The organism is Actinoplanes sp. NPDC051861 (assembly GCF_040681145.1).
Lineage (GTDB): Bacteria > Actinomycetota > Actinomycetes > Mycobacteriales > Micromonosporaceae > Actinoplanes.
This window is the reverse complement of record NZ_JBFAYE010000028.1, coordinates 19,053-40,744: the sequence shown is the minus strand read 5'-3', so window position 1 is coordinate 40,744 and position 21,692 is coordinate 19,053. Positions and strand designations below refer to the sequence as shown.

Here is a 21,692-nt window from a genome sequence, read left to right as displayed (position 1 = left end):
TGAGCGGGTCTGATCGGCCCGCTCACTCCCACTCCCACTTCAGGCCGGCGATGCCGGGCGCGACGTCGGAGGCGACCAGATGAGCACCGTGTGTGGAACCGATCCATGCTTCCCAGACGCCCTGATCGGGAGCGTTGAGCGCGCGGCGCTGGAAGCGGTGACAGCGCGACGGCACCGAGTCGTGGTGGAACTGGACCTGGAGTACGTACTCGTTCACGGGCGTGGTGAAGGCGCGGTAGTAGTTCTCGGTCGGTACGCGGGACTCGCTGCGGTACTCGTACTCGATCACCACGGTCTCGCCACGGGACAGCATCCGGTCGAAGACGATCTCGGCGGCGATCAGGCCCGCGCCGGTGTCGTGGCGGGTCCGGCCGATCCGGCAGTTGCGGATCGCGTTGATCGAGGTGATCGCGGCCGGATCGTCGCTGGCGAACAGGCCGACCGTGCGCGCCACCCGGTCCACATTGGCCCGCAGCACCTGACGGCAGGCGAGCGCGGTCTCCGCCCGGTCCGGGCCGACGGTGTAGAGGTCGTGCAGGCTGAGCCGCGTCAGTTCGTGATACATCCACCGGTCCAGCCCGCTGATCGCCCGTGCGACGCTGACCCCGTCGGTGAACAGCCGGTCGACATCGATGGTGCCGGGCGGCCTGGTGAGCCAGCGCCCCCGCGGCCGCCGCGGGCCCAGCTGGACGATCAGCGAGTCCTCGGGCAGCGACAGGATCCCTTCGAGCAGCCGTACCGCCTTGAGCGACTCGGGGCGCTCGGGGCGGCTCCGGCCGCGCCGCCAGTAGCTGAGCGTGGTGAGGCTGAGGTGGATCCCGGCCGCGGACAGCTGCCGCTGAATCTCGTCGAGACGCACCCCGCGGTCCTCGATCGCCAGGTGCAGAGCGGCCGAGAACGGTCCGGTACGCAGCGCGTGAGCGAGATCGCGGCCCAGCTCGGGACGCTGTTCCTCCATAGCTGCCGAGTATCGCCAAGGCTCGATCCGTTCGCTACCGGCGAACGGCAAGGGTTTTCCCCGATTCGGTTACGTCCGTCGATGCATAACGTCTCACCTCAAGTCACCCAGGTGTGACCCATCGTCCATGGACGGACGGTCGAGGCCTGCCCGGCACCCCACGGGCGGGAGAGGAGTATGCGCGTGAAATCCCGTACCCCTGTCGTCATCGCCGTGACCGCCGCGACCGCGGTGGCGTCGGCGATGGTGGCGGTCGCCGGACCGGCGACCGCCCAGCCGGTAGAACCCGCCGTGGCGGCAGCCACGGCTGCGGACTCCGCGTCGGCACTCGTGGCCGACCGCCCGCCGGTGCTGCAGGCCAGCGCCGACGAGGCGTTCGTGCAGCACCAGGTGATCACCTCCGGAAACCTCCACTACGTGCCCTTCGACCGGACCTACAAGGGCCTTCCGGTGATCGGCGGTGACCTCGTCGTGGTCACCGACAACGCCGGGCAGACGAAGTACACCTCGGTGGCGCAGAGCCGGCCGATCGGTTCGCTCGCGGTGACCCCGAAGCTGACCGCGGCCGACTCGCTGACCATCGCCAAGAAGCAGCTCAAGACCGTCAGCGAGGTCGAGGGCACCCGGCTCGTCGTGGAGGCCACCAACGGCACCGCGCGCCTGGCCTGGGAATCGACGATCAAGGGCACCAGCGAGGAGGGAATCAGCCGGCTCACCGTCGACGTCGACGCCCTCACCGGCGCGGTGCTGCGCACGTACGAGAACGTGATGGACGTGGCCGGCACCGGCACCGGCTGGATCAACGGCGCGGTCAGCCTGGACACCACGCTCTCCGGTTCCACCTACAGCCTGCGCGACCCGTCGATGACGACGCTGAGCTGCCAGGACTCGTCGACCAACACGGTCTTCAGCGGCACCGACAACGCGTGGGGCAACGGCACCGGCACCAGCAAGGAGACCGGCTGCGTCGACGCCTTCTACACCGCGCAGAAGCAGAAGGCGATGCTGAGCAGCTGGCTCGGCCGCAACGGCTTCAACGGCAGCGGCGGCGGCTGGCCGATCCGGGTCGGCCTGAACCAGCAGAACGCCTATTACGACGGCACCCAGATCCAGATCGGCAAGAACACCGCCGGTCAGTGGATCAGCTCGGCCGACGTGGTCGGCCACGAGCTGGGTCACGGCGTCGACGACACCACGCCCGGCGGCATCTCGCGCGGCGGCACCCAGGAGTTCGTCGCCGACACGATCGGCGCGGCCACCGAGTGGTTCGCCAACAACGCCAACGACGCCCCCGACTACCAGGTCGGCGAGGAGGTCAACCTGGTCGGCAGCGGCCCGATCCGGTACATGTACAACCCGTCGCTGGCCGGCGACGACAACTGCTACTCCAGCAGCACGCCGAGCGACGAGGTGCACGCCGCGGCCGGTCCCGGCAACCACTGGTTCTACCTGCTCGCCGAGGGCACCAACCCGACCAACGGCCAGCCCGCCAGCACCCGGTGCAGCGGCTCCGGCGCGATCACCGGCGTCGGCATCCAGACCGCCATGAAGATCATGTACAACGCGATGCTGATGAAGACGTCCAGCTCGTCGTACGTGAAGTACCGCACCTGGACCCTGACCGCGGCCAAGGCCCTGGACAGCACGTGCGGGCTCTTCAACACCACCAAGGCGGCCTGGGACGCGGTCAGCGTGCCGGCTCAGACGGCCGACCCGACCTGCTCGGGCTCGACGTCCCCGACCGTTTCGCCGACGGCCACCACCCCGGCCCCGGCGGGTTGCACCGGCACCAACGCGACCGACGTGTCCATCCCGGACCTCGGCGCCGCGGTGTACAGCGACATCGCGATCAGCGGCTGCGCGCGCAACGCGTCGTCGACCTCGACGGTGGCGGTGAACATCGTCCACACGTACCGGGGTGACCTGCGGGTCGACCTGGTCGCACCGGACGGCAGCACCTACAACCTCAAGCCGATCTCGACCTCGGACAGCGCGGACAACGTCAACGCGACGTACACCACCAACCTGTCCAGCGAGGCGGCGAACGGCACCTGGCGCCTCAAGGTCCAGGACACCTACCGGAACGACACCGGCTACATCAACACGTGGACCCTCACCGTCTGATAACGAAGCCGGGACCAGGGGTCACCACCCCTGGTCCCGGTTCGTGTTAACGATCACACGATCATCACATTTGCACTCGGACCCTGCCGCTCGGGACGGGCGGAGCCTAGGGTCCACACCAGGTGTACAGAAGGGCTTCGCGGTGACGTTCAGCGCAGTGGTTCCGGGCCGGTCGACCGGCGTCCTGGCGGACGTCTGGGGCCGCTCCGCCGTGCGGGACGTGGCCCTCACCCTGGGCGCCGCGGCCGCCGTCGGCGCCGCCGCGCAGATCGCGATCCCGGTTCCCGGATCACCCGTTCCGATCACCGGTCAAACCTTCGCCGTCCTGCTGGTGGGCGCGACCCTCGGCGCGAGCCGCGGTGCCGCCGGCATGGTGCTCTACATGGCGGCCGGCGTCCTCGGCGTCCCGTGGTTCGCCGACGGCGCGTCCGGCTGGCCCACCGCCACCGCCGGTTACCTCGTCGGGTTCGTCCTCGCCGCCGCGCTCACCGGTCAGCTCGCCGCGCTCGGTGCGGACCGCCGCCCGGGTCTCACGGTGGCGCTGATGGCGGCCGGCAACGCGCTCATCTACCTGGTCGGGGTGCCGTGGCTCGCGTTCGCAACCGGCATGGACCTGGCTTCCGCGCTGGCGAACGGCCTTTTCCCGTACGTCATCGGCGACGTCCTGAAGACGGCGCTGGCGGCGGCCCTGCTGCCCGGAGCCTGGCTGCTGGTTCGCCGGCACGTCGACACCGGCCGCGACCGCTTCTGACACCGGCGGGCCGACACCGGGCGACCGCATCGCCCGGACTGAGCGTCACCGCGCGTAAGGATCGGTGATCTCGCGCAGCTTGGTGAGCGTGTCGCGCAGCTGGCCCATCCGCCGTTTGCCCAGGTGGGCCACCCACTCCGCCTCCACCTCGGCGACCACGCCGGCCGCGATCTCACCGGCCCGCCGGCCCCGCTCCGCGATCCGCACCAGCCGCGCGCGGCCGTCGGTCGGGTCGGCCACCCGCTCGACGAAACCGGCCCGCTCCAGCTGATCGACGAGGAACCCGGCCGTCTGCTTGGTGACCTGCGCCTGATCGGCCAGCTCGACGAGCCGGGTGCCGTCCGGGCCGATCCGCTGGAAGATCCGCGCCTGGGCGAGCGTGACGTCGTAACCCGCGGCGACGACGGCGTCGAGGACGCGCCGTTCCATCTCCCGGTACGCCACGAACATCAGCACACCCACGTTCGGTGTCTCTTGCGGCATGCGACATTCCCCTTGAGTAAAAGTCAGATACGCTGACTACTTTAGTACGAGAATCTGACTTCTTGGGGGGCGCCATGGACGCCGCGGAGAGTTGGCGAGTGATCACCGCGCAGCGGCTCGCGGTGGCCGATCTGCTGGACGGGCTGACCGATGCCGAGTGGGAGGCGCCGTCGCTCTGCGCGGGCTGGCGGGCCCGTGACGTGGCCGCTCACCTCGCGCTGGCACCGCAGCCACCGGGACCGCTGGCCATGACCGCCGCGGCGATCCGGGCCGGCGGCCGCTTCCATCGGCTCAACCACGACATGGCCGTGCGGCACGCGGCGCGATCCCCGGTGGAGCTCGTCGCCGAGCTGCGGCAGCATGCCGCTTCGCAGCGGCTGCCGGCGGTGACCAACTACCGCAACATCCTCTTCGACGTCCTGGTGCACGCGCAGGACATCGCGGTTCCGCTCCGCCGCCGGCTGGGCATGCCGCGGGACGCGGCCGTGGCGGGTGCCGATCGGGTGTGGACGATGGGCTGGCCGTTCTGGGCCCGGCGCAGGTTCAAGGGAACACGGCTGGTCGCCACCGACGCCGACTGGAGCGCCGGCGCCGGACAGGAGATCAGCGCGCCGATCGCGTCGCTGCTTCTGCTGCTGACCGGCCGGACCGCCGCCGGTAATGCACAGGCTGTGCGCACAGGGTGTGGATAACTCGAACTGGTGTGCGAACAACCCGGGGATACCCGGCTACCCGGAGTTCGCCGGTCAGGGCTACGCCACGTCAGTTCGGGATGCTCGAGACCGAGTTCAGCGGATGAGTTTCGGCAGCCCGATCCGGGTGCGCACCCCGGGCGAGTAATGGACCAGCGGCGCACCGTGCGGCCGGGGCAGCCCGGCCGCCGCGGTGATGTCCTGCCGCAGTTCGAGCACCTCGGCCCGGTGCAACTGCCAGGGCGGATGCCACACGTCGACGGAGACCAGGCGTCCCATCTTCACCGTGTACAGCCGGTGCCGGGTGGTGAGGAAGTGGTCGAGTGAGCCGGGTTCAGCCTCCGGACAGCCGGCGCCGGATCGGACGCTGATCCGGTACCCGGCGCCCCGCGGTTCGTAGAGGCGGGCACCCTGGTACGTCGTGACGTCGCCCTCGCGTCGCAGCGACATCCGCGACCAGCGGTAGGGCAGGCTCAGCCCGGCACGGGCCGTCGCCACCGCCGCGAGACGGGCCGCGTCGAGCGAGAAGAACCAGATGCCCTGGCCGCCGTCCGGCCCGGTCACGTACGTCCGCAGGTTGGTCTCCGGAAACCGGGACAGCCACGGCAACTCGGGCAGCTTCGGCGGCCGCACCTCGCACATCAGGAACGGGATCAATCCCACCCAGACCTCACCGTCGTGGGTGTGCGGGGTCAGCTCGGCGGGCAGCAATCGCTGCACCACGTCGGCCGGGTAACGCCAGTGCAGAAATGTCAGCTGCCGCCACTGCTGAACCATCATGGCGGTGCGGATCTTGTCCACGCGTACCTCCCCGCCCAGTTTGCCAACGCAACGCACCGTTCAGGGGCGAATGGAACAGCTGCCTTCAGTTGTGGATGCTCGGCGTCAAACCGCATGGCAAACCGTACTAACGATTGATAGAAGTGGATGGATGGACGATCACCCGTCAGCCGAACGGACGATGATCGTGACTAAAGTCACCTGCAAACATTGCGGCCGGTGGACAGATGATCACCCTCCGGAGGCTGCCATGGCGGACAGGCGTTACGGACAAGTTGACTGGCACACCACCATCCAGGGCCCACCCCCCCAATGGCCGCCCCGCGCCGAGATCCCGCGGAGCATGCCGGCCGTCCACCCGCGACACGCCGCGCCCGACCACGTGATCCCGGTACGCCGGACCCTGCGCGGCTTCTTCCGGCGCCCCGACTCCCATCCCCGGCACTGGCTGCTGCTGATCCCCATCGTGCTGCCGCTGATGCCGATGCTCTACAACCGGCTCGAGCCGTCCTTCCTCGGACTGCCGTTCTTCTACTGGTGCCAGCTCGGATTCGCGTTCCTGGCCAGCAGTGTCATCGCCTACGTCCACCTGAAGGACCGCTGAGATGCCCGCACTGGACGACCAGGGGATGCAGCTCGCCGTCTTCACGTTGATCTTTGGACTGGTTGCGATCATGGGGTTCGCGGCCTCTCGATGGCGTCGGCCGAACGACATCCACAGTCTTGAGGAGTGGGGCCTCGGCGGGCGCGCGTTCGGCAACTGGGTGACGTTCTTCCTGCTCAGTGGCGACGTCTACACGGCGTACACGTTCGTCGCGGTGCCCACCCTCGTGTACGGGCTCGGCGCGGCCGGCTTCTTCCCAGTGCCGTTCCTGGTGATCGTTTACCCGATGCTGTTCGTGGTGCTTGCCCGATTCTGGTCGGTCTGCCACGTGCACGGCTTCGTCACACCGGCGGAGTTCGTCCGCGCCCGGTTCGGCTCACGGGAGCTGGGCACCGTGATCGCCGTTCTCGGGATCGTGGCCACGATGCCGTACATCGCGCTGCAGTTGATCGGCATCGAGGCGGTCTTCGAGGTGATGGGCCTGCCCAAGGGCTGGCCGCTGACGATCGCGTTCGTGGTGCTGGCGCTCTACACGTTCAGCTCCGGGCTGCGCGGGCCCGCCCTGGTGTCGATCGTCAAGGACACGCTGGTGCTGTGGGCCGTGCTCTCCGTCGTCATGATCGTGTCGATGATGCCGGGCGGCTGGGATCCGGTGTTCCGGCTGGCGGAGGCGAAGTTCGCGGCGACCCCGCGTACCGACGACGGGCTGCTGCTGCCGGAGCAGAGCCAGCTCAACTACGTGACGCTGGCGCTCGGGTCGGCGGTGGCGCTCTTCCTCTACCCGCACACGCTGACCGGTGTGCTGGCCGCGCGGAACCGGGGCACGCTGCGGCGCAACCTGGCCGTGCTGCCGATCTACACACTGACGCTGGGCATCCTGATGCTGGTCGGATTCGCCGCGATCTACAGCAACACGCAGGCCGTCGGCGGCAACAGCAACACCGTCGTACCCCAGTGGTTCGCCGACAACTCACCCGCCTGGACCGCCGGCATGGTCTTCGCCGCGATCGGTGTCGGCGCCATGGTGCCGGCCGCGATCATGTCGATCGCGGCGGCCAACCTGTTCACCCGGGACATCTACCGCGAGTACTTCCGGCCGGGCGCCTCCGCCAAGGAGGAGACGTACGTCAGCAAGACCGTCTCGCTGACCGTGAAGTTCGGCGCGCTGCTGGTGATCCTGCTGCTCAACACGCAGTTCGCGATCGACCTCCAGCTCATCGGCGGCGTGGTGATCATGCAGACGCTGCCCGCGGTGGCGCTCGGCCTCTACACCAACTGGTTCCACCGGTGGGCGCTCGGTACCGGGATCGGCGCCAGCCTGCTGGTCGGCATGGTGATGCTGTACCAGGTGCCCAAGTTCGGCGGCGCGGACGGCCGGACCGTGGTGCGCGAGCACTTCGGCGGATCAGCCTGGCCGCTGGACACCATCGGCATCGACAGCAACGCCAGCATCTATGTCGGCGTCGTGGCGCTGGCCGTGAACCTGATCCTCACCTTCGCGCTGACGCCGATCTTCCGCGGACTGGGCATCCCCGACGGCCGGGACCACACGCGCGACCACGACTACGTCGCCGACGAGGGCGACCCGACCGTGCGCCGGATGACCGAGATCCTCGACGGCGACCCGGTACGCGAACCGGTCCCGGCACCCACCAACTACTTCACGCCCATCCCCCGCCGCCCGTCGACCCGGCTTTAGATATCCAGTCCCTCTTCGATGCGCTTGAGTTGGTGCCGGGCGAGCGCCAGGTTCGCCCGGTCCTTCTTCAGCGCGAGATAGAGGAAGAGACCCTGCCCGGACCGCCCGGTCAGCGGCCGGATGAGGTGGTACTGCGTGTCGAGGCTGACCAGGATGTCCTCGATCTTCTCGTGCAGGTTGAGCATCTCCATGGTGCGCAGCTTCGCGCGGATCACCTCGGTGTTCGCGGCGGCGGCCACGGTGAGGTCGAACTCCCGGCCTCCGCCGGCGATGCCCAGTGCCATCCCGCTGGACCGGTCGACGAGAGCGGCGCCGATGGCGCCGTCGATCTGCATCGCGTCCTTGAGGGCTACGTCCATGTCCGGCATTGCGTTTCCTCCCCGGGCCTCTTCTCGACTCTGGTTCAGCAGCCTCTCCGAGGTCGGGCCGGACCGGTCGCACATGCTGTCCGGTTCGGACAGAAGTGCCCATGCGACTTTGATTTCGCTTGTCGATCCAGTTGCGGATTTCTTCAACTCCGAAAGTGTTCATCGCCCGTCACCAGTGCGCCGCGACGGCGTTGTGATGCGTTGAAAGCCACCGGTCCAGGCGGAGGGACGCGCCGTGTCAGTGCCGCTGTACCAGGCGAAGGCAGAAATGTTCCGCACGCTCGGTCATCCGGTACGGATCCGGGTGCTGGAACTCCTCCAGGACGGTCCCAAACCCGTACGTGACCTGCTCGCGGAGATCGACGTGGAAGCGTCCAACCTGTCACAGCAGCTGGCCGTGCTCCGCCGGGCCGGCATCGTCAGCTCGTTCCGCGACGGGTCGCTGGTGATGTACGCGCTGAACACCGGAGTGGCGGACCTGCTCGCGGCGGGTCGGCGCATCCTCGGCGCGGTCCTCACTGATCGTGATGGTCTTCTGGTGGAACTCCGGGCGCATCAGCGGTGAGCCCCGCCCGCACCTCACGCAACCGGGCAGCGAACTCCGTCATGGTGCCCACCTGCGGAATCGGCGCCACCACCTGATCCAGGAGCCGGGTCAGTCCCGGCCACGCCGCGACCAGCGGGTCGTCCCGCTCCGGCACGCCCGGCCAGGGATTTCCGGTGAGCATCTGGAACAGCAGCGTGCCGAGGGCGACGACATCCGCGGCCGGTGACGCCGAGGTGGTCACCAACGGCGCCACGAAGTCGGCGAGCATCGGCGCACCGGACGGGTCGAGCAGGATGTGATCCGGTCGCAGCCGGCCGTACGCGACGGGTGGCCGGAGCGAGTGTGCCCAGGCCATCGCGTCGGCCAGGGCGATGGCGATCCGCAACGCGTCAGCCGGTGCGGGCGGGGAGTCGCCGCGCATCGCCTCGGCCAGCGTGCCGCCCTCGATCAGGTCCAGGACGAGCCAGGGGCGGCCGGTGGCGGTGATCCCGCCGTACCGGACCGGCACGATCGACGGGTGCCGGCCGAGGCCGACGGCAACCGCGCAGTAGGCGGCGAACGAGGCCTCCTCGGCTCTCCCACCGGCGTACCGGTGGAAGAGCTTGAGCGCGACGTGACGGCCGGCGTGCTCGTCCCACGCCTGGTAGACGTCGCCCTCGGGCCCGGTGCTCATCCGTTCCAGACGGGTGTACCCGGCCGGGGTGTCGATGCCCGCCATGGTCACCCCCTGTCAATCAAGATCTTGGAAAGAGGGTAGCTCCCGACGCCGCCTTGACGGCGCGGAGGCGGCGCCGGGAGACCGGAGTCGGGGCGAGCGGGCGCCGTTGACCCTCGCCGCCGATCCGGAGCTCAGAAGAACCGATCCGGAGCTCAGAAGACCTGTCGATAGCCGGCGATGGTCGCCGCGAGGATGTCCCGGCCGGGCCGCTGCCAGAGTTCGGAGTTCATGACCTCGACCTCGATCGGGCCGGTGTACCCGGCCTTCTCCACCGCGGCGTGGAAGGCGCGCATGTCCACACAGCCGTCACCGGGCAGGCCGCGGCCGGTGAGCACACCGGCCGGCAGCGGGGTGATCCAGTCGGCGAGCTGGTAGATCGCGATCCGCTCACCGGCCTGCTCGATCTTGTCGAGCGCGGTGTCGTCCCACCACAGGTGGTAGGTGTCGACGGTGACGCCGACCTGGCCGACCGGATGCTGCTCGGCGATCGCCATCGCCTGGTCCCAGGTGCTGATCACACAGCGGTCGGCGGCGTACATGGGGTGCAGCGGCTCGATCGCCAGCGTGACACCGGCGGCGGCCGCGTGCGGCACGAGCTGGGCGATCGCGTCGGCGACGTGCTTGCGGGCGCCGGCGATGTCCTTGGAACCCTCGGGCAGGCCGCCGGAGACCAGGACCAGGACCGAGGTGCCGAGGGCGGCGGCCTCGTCGACGGCTCGGCGGTTGTCGTCGTACCAGTCCGGGGCCTGGAAGAAGCCGCTGCGACAGAGCGAGGTGACGGACAGGCCGGCGTCGCGTACCAGGGCGGCGGAGCGTTCCAGGCCGTACTCGTCGACCGGCTCGCGCCAGAGCGCGACCTGGCCTACGCCGGCCTCGGTCAGGCCCTGGACCAGGTCGGGCAGCGCCCAGTGCTTCGCGGTGATCTGGTTGAAGGAGAGCCGGTTCATCCCGCGGTCACCTCGAAGAATCGGTTCGCCCGGTACGCGGCGAGCGACGGGTCGGGCAGCAGGCCGGCCGCGTCGGCCAGCTCGATCAGCTTGGCGAAGTGCGGCACCGACCGGCCGGACTGCAGGCCACCCACCATGGTGAAGTGGTTCTGGTGCCCGGCGAGCCAGGCGAGGAACACGATGCCGGTCTTGTAGTAGAACGTCGGCGCCTTGAAGATGTGCCGGGACAGCGGGACGGTCGGTGCGAGGATCCGGTCGTACTCGTCCAGGTCGCCCCGGTCCAGCGCGGCGAGGGCGGCCGCGGCGGCGGGGGCGATCGCGGCGAAGATGCCGAGCAGTGCGTCCGAGTAACCCTGCTCGTCGCCGCGGATCAGCGTCGGGTAGTTGAAGTCGTCCCCGGTGTAGAGCCGGACACCGGCGGGGAGGCGGCGGCGCAACCGGATCTCGTGGTCGGCGTCGAGCAGCGAGATCTTGATGCCGTCGACCTTGGCCGGGTTGGCGTTGATCAGCTCGAGGACGGTCTCGGTGGCCTTCTCCACATCGGAGGAGCCCCAGTAGCCCTCGAGTGCGGGATCGAACGCGGTGCCGAGCCAGTGCAGGACAACCGGTTTGTCCGAAGTATCAAGCAGATCACGGTAAATGTGGAGATAGTCGTCGGCGTCGCGCGCGGCGGCCGCCAGGTGACGACTGCACATGAGCACCGGGGTCGCGCCGGCATGCAGAACATCGGCGAGCTGGCTTCCGTACGCTGCATGCACTTGATCTAAAGAAGCCGGACCCACCGGAAGCTGGTCGGTGGCGACGCCGGCGACGATCCGTCCCCCGCACGCGGCCGCCTCCGCCGCACTTCGCCGGATCAGCTCCCTGGTCGCGGTGTAGTCCAGGCCCATGCCCCGCTGCGCGGTGTCCATCGCCTCGGCGACACCGAAACCGTGCGCCCAGAGATGGCGGCGGAAGTCCAGCGTGGACTCCCAGTCGAGGACCGCGGGCGCGCCGGGCGAGTTCTCCGCGAGCGGGTCCGCGACGACGTGCGCGGCAGCGTAGGCGATCCGGCTCTCCGCCGGCTTGACCGGTTTCGCCCAGGCCGTCCGGTCGGTGAGGACGAGTTTGCGCCCGCCGGGCAGGTTCACGGTGGCCATGTCAGGCGTTCCCCAGCTCGATGCGGCGGCCCTCACGCGCCGACTGCAGACCGGCCTCGGCCAGGCGTACGCCACGCGCGCCCGACGCGAAGTCCCAGTGGAACTCCTCGCCCGCCACCACATGCCGCAGGAACGCCTCCCACTGCACCTTGAAGCCGTTGTCGAACTCGTCGTTGTCCGGCACCTCGGTCCACTGGTCACGGAAGGAGGCCCCGGTCAGCGGCAGGTCCGGGTTCCAGACCGGCTTCGGCGTGGTCGCCCGGTGCTGGATCTTGCAACCGCGCAGGCCGGCGACGGCGCTGCCCTCGGTGCCGTCGACCTGGAACTCGACCAGTTCGTCGCGGTTGACCCGGACCGTCCAGGACGAGTTCAGCTGAGCGACGACGCCGCCCTCCAGCTCGAAGATCGCGTACGCGGCGTCGTCGGCGTCGGCCACGTACTCCTCGCCGCGCTCGTCGACCCGCTTGGGGATGTGCGTGGCGATCGTGCACTGCACCCCGCGCACCGCGCCGAACAGCTCCTCGAGCACGTAGTTCCAGTGCGGGAACATGTCCATCACGATGCCGCCGCCGTCGGCCGCCCGGTAGTTCCACGACGGGCGCTGAGCGACCTGCCAGTCGCCCTCGAACACCCAGTATCCGAACTCACCGCGGACCGACAGGATCCGGCCGAAGAACCCGCCGTCGATCAGCCGCTTCAGCTTGCGCAGGCCGGGCAGGAACAGCTTGTCCTGCACCACGCCGCTGCGGATCCCGGCCGTGGTGGCCAGCTCGGCCAGCTCCTCGGCGGCCGCGGAGCTCTCGGCGAGCGGCTTCTCGGTGTAGATGTGCTTGCCGGCCGCGATCGCCTGCCGGATCGCCTTCTCGCGCTGGGCGGTCACCTGGGCGTCGAAGTAGACCTCGACGTCCGGCCGGGCCAGCGCCGCGTCCAGATCGGTGGTCCACTCGGTGAGCCCGTGCCGGGACGCGATCGCGGCCAGTCGGTCCGGGTCGCGGCCGACCAGGACCAGCTCGGGCCAGATGTGCCCGCCGCCGGCGAGCGGTACGCCACCCTGCTCGCGGATCGCGAGCAGCGAACGGACCAGGTGCTGCCTGTAGCCCATCCGACCGGTCACCCCGTTGATGACGATTCCGATCGATCTGCGCGCTGCCATGTGGAACTCCTCCGGGCGGTCATGAGGAAAGCGCTTTCCTGCTGCTGGCAGCGTAGGCCGCCGGATGGGTTCCGGACAAGGGGCGCTATCGGCCGAATCGCCACCAGGGCCTCGGTTGCCGGCGCTCGAAAACGGCCGGAGCAGGCACCTCCGGCGTTTTCAGCCAGGCCAGGAGGCACGGACGGCAGATGTCCGGCGCGTCCCACTCCTCGAACAGGTCGGGCGCGGGTGGCGGGTCACCCCGGTACGCGGGCGACGGCTCGATGCCCATCCCCCACGCCGGATACTGCAGGCCGAGGGGTTCGCCGGTGACGACCCGGCCGCACTCGGCCTTCTCACCGGCCCACTCGCAGAGGTGCCGCGTGCCGTCCTCGTCCCGGACCAGGTCGTACTCCTCCTGCAGCCGGTACCGGTAGTGGGGAGACAGTGGACCGACCAGGTCCGCGCGGTTCGGGCAGTACAGCGCGTGCCAGGAATCGTCGTCGGGCTCGCGCTCGACGGTGACCAGGATCAGGTCGCCGATCGGCGCCTGCGGAGCGTCGGGGAAACGGGGGAACGGCTCACCGGCGGGCTGTGCGCGGCCGGCGTCGTCACGCACGCCGGGATGCAGCGTCGTCCCGACGGACTCGACGACGGTGCTGTAGCTCGCAAACCGCACGGCGCCGTCCGGAAAACGGATCGTGGCCAGCCATGTCCCCATCGGGCCGAGCCTATCTTCACCTCGCTGTGATGCCGGTCACCTTCTGCAGGAAACGGTGTCCGGTTTCCACCACGTCGGCCGCGGTCCACTCCAGGGCCGCGGCCGCGATCGTCACCTCGGTCATCGCGACGCCCGGGACCTCGGTGTCCCGCCAGCCGCCGACGAACCAGATCTTCTCCTGCTCCGCCAGGGCCAGCGCGGCGGCGTCCAGGGCACGCGCCGGGAACGGCAGGAAGAGGCGGAACTGGTGAGTGTGCGGCGGCTGCGGATGCACCCGGGCGCCGGGCAGGCCGGCCAGGGCGGTGGCGATCGTCCGGGCGTGGCTGACATAGCCGGGCAGCCGGGGCAGTTCGCGGTCGAGACCGGCCGTCGCCAGCAGCGCGGTGGGCCATTGCTGGAAGACGTTTCCGCCGTACCGGTGCCGCCAGGCGCGAGCGAACGCGGCCAGGTCGCTGGTCCCGCCGAGTGCGGCGCCGGCAATGCCGTCGACAGATTTATAGAAGGAGACGTACGTGCTATCGGCCAGCGCCGCGACCTGACGCAACGTCTTCCCGAGGTACGGGGTGGACTCCCAGATCCGGGCACCGTCGAAGTGGATCCGGGCGCCGAACGCCCGCGCGGCCGCGCACGTCTCGGTCAACTCGTCCCAGGTGGGCAGCACGAACCCGGCGTCCCGCAACGGCAACTCGACCACCACGGTGCCGACCGGCTCGTCCAGCAGGGCGATGTCGGCGGCGGTGGGGTTGCGGGCCGCTGATGTGGACCGGACCGCGCGGAGGTTGCTCAGGTCCGCGTACGCGTGCCGCTCGTGCATCTCCTGATGCCCGAGCGGGTGCAGGGCGACGGCCGGGATGCCGGTGCGGTCGGCGCCGTACCGCAGTGCGACCTGCTGCGCCATCGTCCCGGTCGGGAAGAAGACCGCTGCCTCGGTGCCGAGCAGGCCGGCGACCTTCTCCTCCAGCGCCGTGACCGGCCCGTCGCCGTAGAAGTCGGGCAGTCCGTCCAGGTCACCGCCCGCGCCGAGGTCGGCGAGGCGCTCGCGCATCGTCACCGGGCGGACGCCGGAGAGGATCCGGTCGCAGGCGCGCATGGCGGCCAGGCGGTGTTGTCGTGTGTTGTCCGACATGGCCGGATAATCGCAGATCTTGACCATGGTGGGCCAGCCCGAATTTGTCGGAGGGCGGCGCTAACGTTCCGGGCCATGGCTGACTTCGTCCTCCCCTCCGCGTGGCACCGGCACCGCATCGCGCGCCGAGGCAGCGCCGGGGCACAGCGTTTCGTGCCGGGCCCGGATGCCCGGCAGGCGTTCGACGCGGCGGTCCGCGACCGCCAGGCGCACGTGATCCTCGCCGCGCCCACCACCGGCGAGTCCACCCGGCTCGCCGCGCGGGCCTGGCTGGACCGCGCAGCCGACGCGACACCGTTCGGCGCGGCCGCCGCCGCGGCGGCGACGACCGGCGGTTTCAACGACCGCCCCCGCGCCGTCGCCATCGCGGACACCTGGGTCGCCGAGCGGGGCGTCCGGTTCGCCGCCGAGGCGGCGGTCACGCTGCAGGCGATGCTCATGACCGACGACTTCCATCGCTATTCGGGGCCCGACACGCGCTACGGCGTCCGGGCGATGCGCCCCGGCGAGTCGCATCACGCCTGGATCATCGACATCCGGACCGAGGTGCTGCTGCGGGTGCGCGAGGCGGTCGCCACCGCCTCCGAGGAGGACTACACGGCGGTCGTCGCCGCCCTGGCGCCGCACCGCGCCACACACCCCTACGCGAGCTTCGCCGCCTCGGTGCTGGTCCCGGCGCGGCACGAGTGGGTCGAGGCGGACATCGCCTCGGCGATCGCCGACAACGACGAGTTCCGCGCGGCGGTCCTGCTCACCGCGGCCGGCACCGGGGCCCAGGCCTCGGCCCTCGCCGCCGTGGCGCACCACTACACCGTGGTCAGCTCGATGACCGTGCTCACCACGCTGGTCGACGGGGTCGGCGTGGGCGCGGCACCGGCGCTGTTCCACTGGCTCGACGCCTCGGCCGGCAGCACCGACATCCGGCAGCGTGTGCTCTCGATCCTCACCGTGCTCCCCAGCGAGGAGGTGGTGCGCGGTCTGCTGGAGCGCGCCGACGGCAAACACGTGACGACCGCCCTGCGCAAGACGGCCGAGCGTCACCCCGAGATCGCCCTGCGAGTTCTTGCCGAGAGCGACGCCGCTCCCGACCTGCTGGCCGAGCACGTGCTCACGCACACCGACCTGGCCGAGCGGGCCCTTCCCTCGCTGGATCCGGAGTCGGCCGGCCGGGTGGAGCGGATCATCCAGCAGACTGCGTCGATGACCGTCGCGCCCGGCACCGCGCTGCCACCGCTGCTGACCGATCCGCCGTGGCTGCACCGCGGCAAGCCCGTCAAGCCGGTGGTGATTTCCGGCCTGGCCTGCACCGACCCGGTGTCGGTCAGCTGGTTGCCCGGCGAGCGCGAGACCTGGCGGACCACCCCGTTCCCCCGCTACAGCGAGGGTGTGCGCGACTGGCCGGCCATCGCCGCGTCGATCGCCGCCGGCACCGCGAGGTGGTTCGAGGGCTTCGAGTTCTTCGCCGACGCGCCCGAGGAGTTGGCCCGCCCGCTGCTCGCCGGCTGGCGGTCCACCGAGACCTGGCAGGCGGAGCACTGGATGCGCGTGCTGGTCGCCCGCTTCGAGCTCGACGCGCTGCCGCACGCCCTGCCGCTGGCGCAGCGCGCACTGCCCGACTACGCCGCACTGCTGATGCCCTACTCGTCACCCGAGATCGCCGTGCTGATGGCCGAGTGGCTGGCCCGGCTCAAGAGCCTGCGCCGCGTCGCGATGACGTGGCTGCTGCGGCATCCCGAGGCCGCACGGGCCCTGGTCGCACCCGCGCTCGGCAAGGCCGGGCCGGCTCGCCGCCAGGCCGAGGGCGCCCTGCTGACGCTGCACGCCAACGGGCACTCCGACGCGGTCCGCACGGCCGCCGCGTCCTACGGCCCCGACGCCGCGGCCGCGATCGAGACGCTGCTCGCCACCGACCCGCTCACCGTGCTCCCGGCCAGGATGCCACCCACGCCCACCTGGGCGATCCCGGCCGTCCTGCCGCCGGTGCGCCTGCGCGACGGCTCCGGTGCGCTGCCCGCCGACGCGGTCGGGCACGTGATCACCATCCTGTCCATCTCCAAGCTCGACGAGCCCTACGCGGGTCTGGCGATCGTCCGTGACGCCTGCGAGCCGTCCGACCTGGCCGAGTTCGCCTGGGCGGTGTTCCAGCGCTGGCAGTCCTCCGGCGGCGACGCGAAGGAGAATTGGGCGCTCACCGCGCTCGGCCTGCTCGGCGACGACGAGACCGTCCGCCGGCTCACCCCGCTGATCCTGGCCTGGCCCGGCGAGGGCGGCCACGCCAAGGCCGTCACCGGCGTCGACATCCTCGCCACGATCGGCACCGACGTCGCGCTGATGCACCTGCACAGCGTCGCCCAGCGGGCCAAGTTCAAAGGCCTCAAGTCGGCCGCCCAACAGAAGATCACCGAGGTCGCGGACGCCCTCGGGCTCACCGCGGACCAGCTCGCCGACCGGCTCGTCCCGGACTTCGGGCTGGCGGCCGACGGCAGCCTGCGACTCGACTACGGCCCGCGCCAGTTCGTCGTCGGCTTCGACGAGCAGCTGCGCCCGTTCGTCACCGACAGCGCCGGCAAGCGACTCAAGGCCCTGCCCAAGCCCGGCGCGCGCGACGACGCCGAGCTGGCAACCGCCGCCTGGAAACAGTTCGCAGCCCTGAAGAAGGACGTCCGCACCGTCGCCGCCGACCAGGTTCGCCGTCTCGAGCGCGCCATGGTGACCGGCCGCCGCTGGACCGGCACCGAGTTCCGGCAGCTCTTCGTCGCCCACCCGCTGCTCTGGCACCTGGTCCGCCGCCTGGTCTGGGCCGACCACTCCTCCGGCGCCGCGTTCCGGGTCGCCGAGGACCGTTCCTTCTCCACCGTGGACGACGACGCGTTCACCCTGCCGGACGACGCCCTCGTCGGCGTCGCCCACCCGGTCCACCTGGGCACGGCGGTGCCCGCCTGGGCCGAGCTCTTCGCCGACTACGAGATCCTGCAGCCCTTCCCGCAGCTCAGCCGCCCCGTCCTCACCCTGACACCGGACGAGCGCGAGGCCACCCATCTGGCCCGCTTCGAGAACATCACGCTGCCCACCACCAGGGTGATCGGTCTCGAACGCTTCGGCTGGCAGCGCGAGGCCCCGCAGGACGCCGGCATGCAGGACCGCATGGAGTTACACCTGAGCCCCGAGCTGGAGGTGGCCATCGAACTGGACCCCGGCATCGCCATCGGCGACCTGACCACCTTCCCCGACCAGAAACTGACCGAGATCTACCTGCACGACGGCACCGGCAGCAAGTGGGGTCCGGCGGGCAAGGGGCGGATTCCGTTCGGCCGCTTGGACCCGGTCACCGCCTCCGAACTACTCCGCAACCTGACCGACCTGACCTCGCCGTAACCGCCCCGCCCCGCCGTAGCGCCGCCCCGCCGTAGCGCCCGCCCCGCCCGCCGTTGCGCCCGTCCGGCCCTCGCCGTGGCGTAGTGCCGCCCCGCCGTGCGCCCGCCCCGCCGTTGCGCCCGTCACGCCGTTGCGCCCGTCACGCCCCCGCCGTTGCGCCCGCCTGGGCGGCCGGCCGAGGCCGCCGCGCGAGAGCCGCCGCGCGAGGACCGCCGCGCGAGGACCGCCGCGCGAGGGCCGCCATCCGGGGAGCCGTCATCCGGCAGGCCAGCGCCCGGGGAGGAGCGCCGGCGCCCCGGAAGGTCGCAGTCGGTTGGCGAGGCCGGCGCCTCCGAGGACCGAGGACCGCCCGGCAGACGCAATGCTTGGGACGGCAGGCGGCTGTTGTTTCTCATTTCAGCGGGAGGCCGTGGGTTCGGGGCGCCGATGGCGACGTGCGCTGACGGCTGCGTTGGTGGCGCGGGCGCGAGGTCGTGGGTGGGCTCGCGCTGTCGCCGCGGGACCGGGTGGTTCAGGCCGCGGAGATCAGGTCGTCCGGGTAAGCGGCGCCCAGCTCCTGGAAGATCGCGCTGTTGCAGGTGAAGGCGAGCTGCGCCTCGGCCACCGCCACGGCGAGCTGGGCCTCGGGGAGTTGCAGAGCGTCCAGCTTCTGCCGGTATGCGGTCTTGTAGGCGCGGGCGTCCGGGATGCCCTCGAAGCGGTAGAAGGCGGTGGCGCTGCGGTCCAGGCCGTACTTCTCGGCGAGGGTGCGGCCGATCAGCTGGCCGCCGCTCAGGTCGCCCAGGTAGCGCACGTAGTGGTGGGCGATGAAGTGCGCGGGTGAGGTGCGGCAGAAGGCACGGAGGCGTTCGGCGTACCGGGCAGTGGAGGCGAGCGTCGGCACCGTGGCGCGCCAGTCCGGGCCGTAGAGGTGGGCCAGGTCGGATTCGAGCGCGGGAACCCGGTAGAGGGCCGGGTCGGCGAAGGGCGCGGCGAACTCGTCGTCGCGCATGGCGTCGGCGGCCGCCTCCAGCTCGCGGTAGATGACCAGGTACTGGGCGGTGAGCTCGGCGAAGCCGGCCACCGGGACAGTGCCGGCCATCAGGCGCGAGATGAACGTACGGTTCTCGGCCTCACGATGTTCGACCATCGTGGCGCGACGGATGCGGGCGGCGAATCCGGTCATGTCGGCTCGTCCTTCCTGATCTGCGGAGCAATGAAGATCCGGCACGACCTCGGTGTCGTGTTCATGGTCGTCACGGGGTGGGCACGATGTCCAGAGGTCGCGTCGCACGACGACGCCGAACAAGTCGGATAAGGCGGATAAGTAGGTAGAGAACGAGCGCGCCGACCAGGGCGACCAGGGCCCACGGCCACGCCCAGACGCCGGTGCTGCGGGACACCGTGGGGAGTTTCTGCTCAAAGGTGGCGGGCTCGACCTCGACACGTGCGTCGAGGCGAACGGTCGGCTGCACGCCCAGGATCTTCTCGGTGATCGTCACGGAGCCGCCGGGCAGCAACTCGGGGATCTCCATGGCCTCGGTACGCGCGAGCCGCCAGCCGAACGGGCCGGTCACACGTACCGCGCCGGTGCCGCTGAGCCGCTGGTTGCCGGTGTTGCGGACGAGGTAGCGCACGGTCATGACACCGCCGTCGGACGGGTTCGCGGATTGTGCGTACTCCAGGCGTACCGTATCGATCTTCAACGTGGGCGCAACCGCCCCGGCGACCGTGAGATAAACGCGGGCCGCGACCCGGCGGTCGACCAGGACCTTCTGGCCGTCGGCGCCGGTGGTCTCCTCGGCGATCGAGGCGATCACGCCGCCCGCGTGGTCACCGGGCGTCGCGTTGACCGGCACGGTGATCGAGAACGGCACGTCCAGCCGGGTGTTCGCCGGCACCGTGAACGAGCGGGCGCCGAGAGCGATCCACGAACCGATGTCGGACGGCTTGTCCGCGGCCGGGAGCAGGGCGAACGATCCGTCATCGGTGTTGTAGGCGTCGGTGCCGTACACGGAGAAGGTCTGCGCCTTGTTCGTCAGGTTGGTGATGCCGATGTAGTCGGTGAGCCGCTCGCCGGGCGCGGCACGGCGCAGGATGAAGTCGCGGCCGTCCGGGCCCTTGGCCGTCGACGGCTGCACCGACCAGCGCACACCGCTGTCTCCCGGCGCGTGCGCGGGCGCGGGCACGGGCGCCGCCAGCAACGTCAGAAGAAGCGCGCCCCGCGCGATCATGTTGCTCCTTACGATGGGTTCGAGCCGGCCGGGGATTGTTGCGGAATCCCCGGCCGGTTCCCGGGTTCAGGCCAGCGTGAGAGTGAGCACGGCGCTGTACTCACCCGCCGCGCTGGACTCGGGAACACCGAGCTTCAGCGCCGCGCCGCAGGTGGAGCTTCCGAGGCTGCTCCCGGTTTCGGCGGTGCAGAGGGTGCGGCTGGTGCCCAGGCCGGTGCCCGGCGCGACCGGGTTGCCCGGGGTCACCGCGTTCTTCACGCCGTCGGCGGCGACCAGGGCGGTGCCGGTCACCGCTGCGGACGGCTCCCAGCCGAGGTTGGCGGCCGGGATGGAGCCGCCACCGGCCGACGTGAAGTCGGTGACCTGGCCGACCAGGTCCCAGCCGGCGTTGGTGCCGCGCAGGTCGCTGACCGTCACGGCGTTGAGGTTGCCGGTCGCGGTCTGCCCCGGCGTGGCCGCCGACAGCGCCACTGCCGAACCGGCCGAGGCCAGCGTCAGCGCACCGCCGGAGACGGCTGCGGTGATCTTCTGAGTGGCGGACCCGTTGCCCGGCTCAGGGTCCGTCGGGTCCGGATCGGTCGGGTCCGTCGGGTCCGTCGGGTCGGTGGCCGAGGTCGACGCGGTTGCGGATAGCGCGTCGAGTGCGGTGCCGGCCGCGTAGAACCCGGTGAACGCGCTCGCTCCAGCCGCGGTCAGGGTGGTGGCGAGATTCGAGAACGCGATGTCGCCGCCGGAGACCGCGGGCGCGGTGGTCGCCACCGTGGCGATCTCGGCCTGGTCGAGGTGCTGCTGGGTAGTGCCGTTGTTGGCGACCAGGTCGACGTCGGCGAGCAGCGATCCGGTCCCGTCGCCGTCCACGACCAGCGTCGGGTTGGCGAGGGTGATTTCAAACATATGAGCCGGGTACGAGAAGACGACCGTCCCGCCATAGTTGACCGTCGCCGTACCGGCAGCCGCGTCGTAGGTCCCGCCGTTGGCCGGGAAGTCGAACGTCCCGTCCGCATTCCGGCTGGCCCCGTTGCTGAACCCGATGGGCGGGTTGCCGTTGCCGGTGCCGACGTACGCCCGGAACGACGCCTTGAAGCCCCAGTCGAGGCTGCCACCGGCCACATTGACCGGTGCGGCGAGCGCGGGTGCGACCCCGGTCAGCGCGGTGGCGGCGCCGAGCGCGATCGCACCGGCCCACATGGCGACCCGATGCGGGCCGTTGATTGTGCCCATGTTCGTGATTTCCTTCCGAAGTGAAGCGTGAAGTTAGGCTAGCCTCACCTAATCTGGTGATCAACGCAAGATCGGAGGGCAACGGTGCGTATGG

20 protein-coding genes are annotated in these 21,692 nt (G+C 70.6%); 7 read left to right on the top strand and 13 right to left on the bottom strand.

The window, feature by feature from the left end:
- Positions 1-22: 22 nt before the first annotated feature.
- Entirely contained in the window at positions 23-958 is a 936-nt protein-coding gene (locus tag AB0M02_RS41930) for a hypothetical protein (protein WP_364237980.1), read from the bottom strand.
- Positions 959-1,141: 183 nt separating this feature from the next.
- Here AB0M02_RS41930 and AB0M02_RS41925 point away from each other — a divergent pair, with 183 nt between their 5' ends.
- On the top strand, positions 1,142-3,082 hold the full coding sequence (locus tag AB0M02_RS41925) for a M4 family metallopeptidase (RefSeq protein ID WP_364237978.1): 1,941 nt from the start codon (positions 1,142-1,144) through the stop codon (positions 3,080-3,082).
- A gap of 142 nt (positions 3,083-3,224) precedes the next feature.
- Positions 3,225-3,833, top strand: a complete 609-nt coding sequence (locus AB0M02_RS41920; RefSeq protein WP_364237977.1) for a biotin transporter BioY — start codon at positions 3,225-3,227, stop codon at positions 3,831-3,833.
- Between the two features lie 45 nt (positions 3,834-3,878).
- On the opposite strand, the gene AB0M02_RS41915 is transcribed toward AB0M02_RS41920, so the two are convergent.
- Positions 3,879-4,316, bottom strand: a complete 438-nt coding sequence (locus tag AB0M02_RS41915; RefSeq protein WP_364237976.1) for a MarR family transcriptional regulator — start codon at positions 4,314-4,316, stop codon at positions 3,879-3,881.
- 74 nt (positions 4,317-4,390) lie between these two features.
- Between AB0M02_RS41915 and AB0M02_RS41910 the strand changes: the two genes are divergently transcribed.
- On the top strand, positions 4,391-5,008 hold the full coding sequence (locus AB0M02_RS41910; RefSeq protein ID WP_364237974.1) for a maleylpyruvate isomerase family mycothiol-dependent enzyme: 618 nt from the start codon (positions 4,391-4,393) through the stop codon (positions 5,006-5,008).
- A 96-nt stretch (positions 5,009-5,104) separates the two neighbouring features.
- Here the strand turns inward: AB0M02_RS41910 and AB0M02_RS41905 are convergent, their stop codons facing one another.
- Positions 5,105-5,809 (bottom strand): DUF2071 domain-containing protein, encoded by a 705-nt coding sequence (locus AB0M02_RS41905; protein WP_364237972.1) that lies wholly within the window; start codon positions 5,807-5,809, stop codon positions 5,105-5,107.
- A 229-nt stretch (positions 5,810-6,038) separates the two neighbouring features.
- On the opposite strand from AB0M02_RS41905, the gene AB0M02_RS41900 reads away from it, so the two are divergent.
- Both AB0M02_RS41900 and AB0M02_RS41895 read left to right on the top strand, forming a co-directional pair.
- Positions 6,039-6,392, top strand: coding sequence for a DUF3311 domain-containing protein (locus AB0M02_RS41900; protein WP_364237971.1), 354 nt, complete (start codon positions 6,039-6,041; stop codon positions 6,390-6,392).
- Between the two features lies 1 nt (position 6,393).
- A complete protein-coding gene (locus AB0M02_RS41895) occupies positions 6,394-8,091 on the top strand; it encodes a sodium:solute symporter (RefSeq protein ID WP_364237970.1) in 1,698 nt (565 codons plus the stop codon).
- Here the strand turns inward: AB0M02_RS41895 and AB0M02_RS41890 are convergent.
- Positions 8,088-8,459 carry a hypothetical protein gene (locus AB0M02_RS41890; protein ID WP_364237969.1) on the bottom strand — a complete coding sequence of 124 codons (372 nt, stop codon included), beginning with the start codon at positions 8,457-8,459 and terminating at the stop codon, positions 8,088-8,090. The genes AB0M02_RS41895 and AB0M02_RS41890 overlap by 4 nt on opposite strands.
- Positions 8,460-8,694: 235 nt before the next feature.
- Between AB0M02_RS41890 and AB0M02_RS41885 the strand changes: the two genes are divergently transcribed.
- The gene (locus AB0M02_RS41885) at positions 8,695-9,024 is read left to right on the top strand and encodes a metalloregulator ArsR/SmtB family transcription factor (RefSeq protein WP_364237968.1); all 330 of its coding nucleotides are present in this window, start codon (positions 8,695-8,697) and stop codon (positions 9,022-9,024) included.
- Here AB0M02_RS41885 and AB0M02_RS41880 read toward each other — a convergent pair.
- The 6 genes from AB0M02_RS41880 to AB0M02_RS41855 form a co-directional block, all read right to left on the bottom strand.
- Positions 8,975-9,724: a protein kinase gene (locus AB0M02_RS41880; protein ID WP_364237966.1), complete on the bottom strand. Its 750-nt coding sequence runs from the start codon at positions 9,722-9,724 to the stop codon at positions 8,975-8,977. The genes AB0M02_RS41885 and AB0M02_RS41880 overlap by 50 nt on opposite strands.
- A gap of 152 nt (positions 9,725-9,876) precedes the next feature.
- Positions 9,877-10,671 carry a sugar phosphate isomerase/epimerase family protein gene (locus AB0M02_RS41875; RefSeq protein ID WP_364237965.1) on the bottom strand — a complete coding sequence of 265 codons (795 nt, stop codon included), beginning with the start codon at positions 10,669-10,671 and terminating at the stop codon, positions 9,877-9,879.
- Positions 10,668-11,810 (bottom strand): dihydrodipicolinate synthase family protein, encoded by a 1,143-nt coding sequence (locus tag AB0M02_RS41870; protein ID WP_364237963.1) that lies wholly within the window; start codon positions 11,808-11,810, stop codon positions 10,668-10,670. The genes AB0M02_RS41875 and AB0M02_RS41870 overlap by 4 nt, the downstream gene beginning before the upstream one ends.
- 1 nt (position 11,811) lies before the next feature.
- A complete protein-coding gene (locus AB0M02_RS41865) occupies positions 11,812-12,963 on the bottom strand; it encodes a Gfo/Idh/MocA family oxidoreductase (RefSeq protein WP_364237961.1) in 1,152 nt (383 codons plus the stop codon).
- An 85-nt stretch (positions 12,964-13,048) separates the two neighbouring features.
- Entirely contained in the window at positions 13,049-13,663 is a 615-nt protein-coding gene (locus AB0M02_RS41860) for a hypothetical protein (RefSeq protein WP_364237959.1), read from the bottom strand.
- Positions 13,664-13,679: 16 nt separating this feature from the next.
- A complete protein-coding gene (locus AB0M02_RS41855; protein ID WP_364237957.1) occupies positions 13,680-14,789 on the bottom strand; it encodes a beta-eliminating lyase-related protein in 1,110 nt (369 codons plus the stop codon).
- Positions 14,790-14,864: 75 nt separating this feature from the next.
- Here AB0M02_RS41855 and AB0M02_RS41850 point away from each other — a divergent pair, with 75 nt between their 5' ends.
- Positions 14,865-18,164, top strand: a complete 3,300-nt coding sequence (locus AB0M02_RS41850) for a DUF4132 domain-containing protein (RefSeq protein ID WP_364237955.1) — start codon at positions 14,865-14,867, stop codon at positions 18,162-18,164.
- 511 nt (positions 18,165-18,675) lie between these two features.
- Here AB0M02_RS41850 and AB0M02_RS41845 read toward each other — a convergent pair.
- The 3 genes from AB0M02_RS41845 to AB0M02_RS41835 all read right to left on the bottom strand — a co-directional run bounded on the left by AB0M02_RS41845 (position 18,676) and on the right by AB0M02_RS41835 (position 21,598).
- Entirely contained in the window at positions 18,676-19,329 is a 654-nt protein-coding gene (locus AB0M02_RS41845; protein WP_364237954.1) for a biliverdin-producing heme oxygenase, read from the bottom strand.
- A gap of 70 nt (positions 19,330-19,399) precedes the next feature.
- Positions 19,400-20,377 (bottom strand): DUF916 domain-containing protein, encoded by a 978-nt coding sequence (locus tag AB0M02_RS41840; protein ID WP_364237952.1) that lies wholly within the window; start codon positions 20,375-20,377, stop codon positions 19,400-19,402.
- 66 nt (positions 20,378-20,443) lie between these two features.
- Positions 20,444-21,598, bottom strand: a complete 1,155-nt coding sequence (locus AB0M02_RS41835; RefSeq protein ID WP_364237950.1) for an HtaA domain-containing protein — start codon at positions 21,596-21,598, stop codon at positions 20,444-20,446.
- Between the last annotated feature and the right edge of the window lie 94 nt (positions 21,599-21,692).

What these genes read in the sequence shown, in the direction of transcription:
- AB0M02_RS41910 (WP_364237974.1), top strand. Translation starts at nt 4,391, where the DNA reads ATGGACGCCGCGGAGAGTTGGCGAGTGATCACCGCGCAGCGGCTCGCG.
- AB0M02_RS41850 (WP_364237955.1), top strand. Translation starts at nt 14,865, where the DNA reads ATGGCTGACTTCGTCCTCCCCTCCGCGTGGCACCGGCACCGCATCGCG.
- AB0M02_RS41870 (WP_364237963.1), bottom strand. Translation starts at nt 11,810, where the DNA reads ATGGCCACCGTGAACCTGCCCGGCGGGCGCAAACTCGTCCTCACCGAC.
- AB0M02_RS41875 (WP_364237965.1), bottom strand. Translation starts at nt 10,671, where the DNA reads ATGAACCGGCTCTCCTTCAACCAGATCACCGCGAAGCACTGGGCGCTG.
- AB0M02_RS41840 (WP_364237952.1), bottom strand. Translation starts at nt 20,377, where the DNA reads ATGATCGCGCGGGGCGCGCTTCTTCTGACGTTGCTGGCGGCGCCCGTG.
- AB0M02_RS41860 (WP_364237959.1), bottom strand. Translation starts at nt 13,663, where the DNA reads ATGGGGACATGGCTGGCCACGATCCGTTTTCCGGACGGCGCCGTGCGG.
- AB0M02_RS41915 (WP_364237976.1), bottom strand. Translation starts at nt 4,316, where the DNA reads ATGCCGCAAGAGACACCGAACGTGGGTGTGCTGATGTTCGTGGCGTAC.
- AB0M02_RS41890 (WP_364237969.1), bottom strand. Translation starts at nt 8,459, where the DNA reads ATGCCGGACATGGACGTAGCCCTCAAGGACGCGATGCAGATCGACGGC.
- AB0M02_RS41895 (WP_364237970.1), top strand. Translation starts at nt 6,394, where the DNA reads ATGCCCGCACTGGACGACCAGGGGATGCAGCTCGCCGTCTTCACGTTG.
- AB0M02_RS41880 (WP_364237966.1), bottom strand. Translation starts at nt 9,724, where the DNA reads ATGGCGGGCATCGACACCCCGGCCGGGTACACCCGTCTGGAACGGATG.
- AB0M02_RS41835 (WP_364237950.1), bottom strand. Translation starts at nt 21,598, where the DNA reads ATGGGCACAATCAACGGCCCGCATCGGGTCGCCATGTGGGCCGGTGCG.
- AB0M02_RS41845 (WP_364237954.1), bottom strand. Translation starts at nt 19,329, where the DNA reads ATGACCGGATTCGCCGCCCGCATCCGTCGCGCCACGATGGTCGAACAT.
- AB0M02_RS41855 (WP_364237957.1), bottom strand. Translation starts at nt 14,789, where the DNA reads ATGTCGGACAACACACGACAACACCGCCTGGCCGCCATGCGCGCCTGC.
- AB0M02_RS41865 (WP_364237961.1), bottom strand. Translation starts at nt 12,963, where the DNA reads ATGGCAGCGCGCAGATCGATCGGAATCGTCATCAACGGGGTGACCGGT.
- AB0M02_RS41930 (WP_364237980.1), bottom strand. Translation starts at nt 958, where the DNA reads ATGGAGGAACAGCGTCCCGAGCTGGGCCGCGATCTCGCTCACGCGCTG.
- AB0M02_RS41900 (WP_364237971.1), top strand. Translation starts at nt 6,039, where the DNA reads ATGGCGGACAGGCGTTACGGACAAGTTGACTGGCACACCACCATCCAG.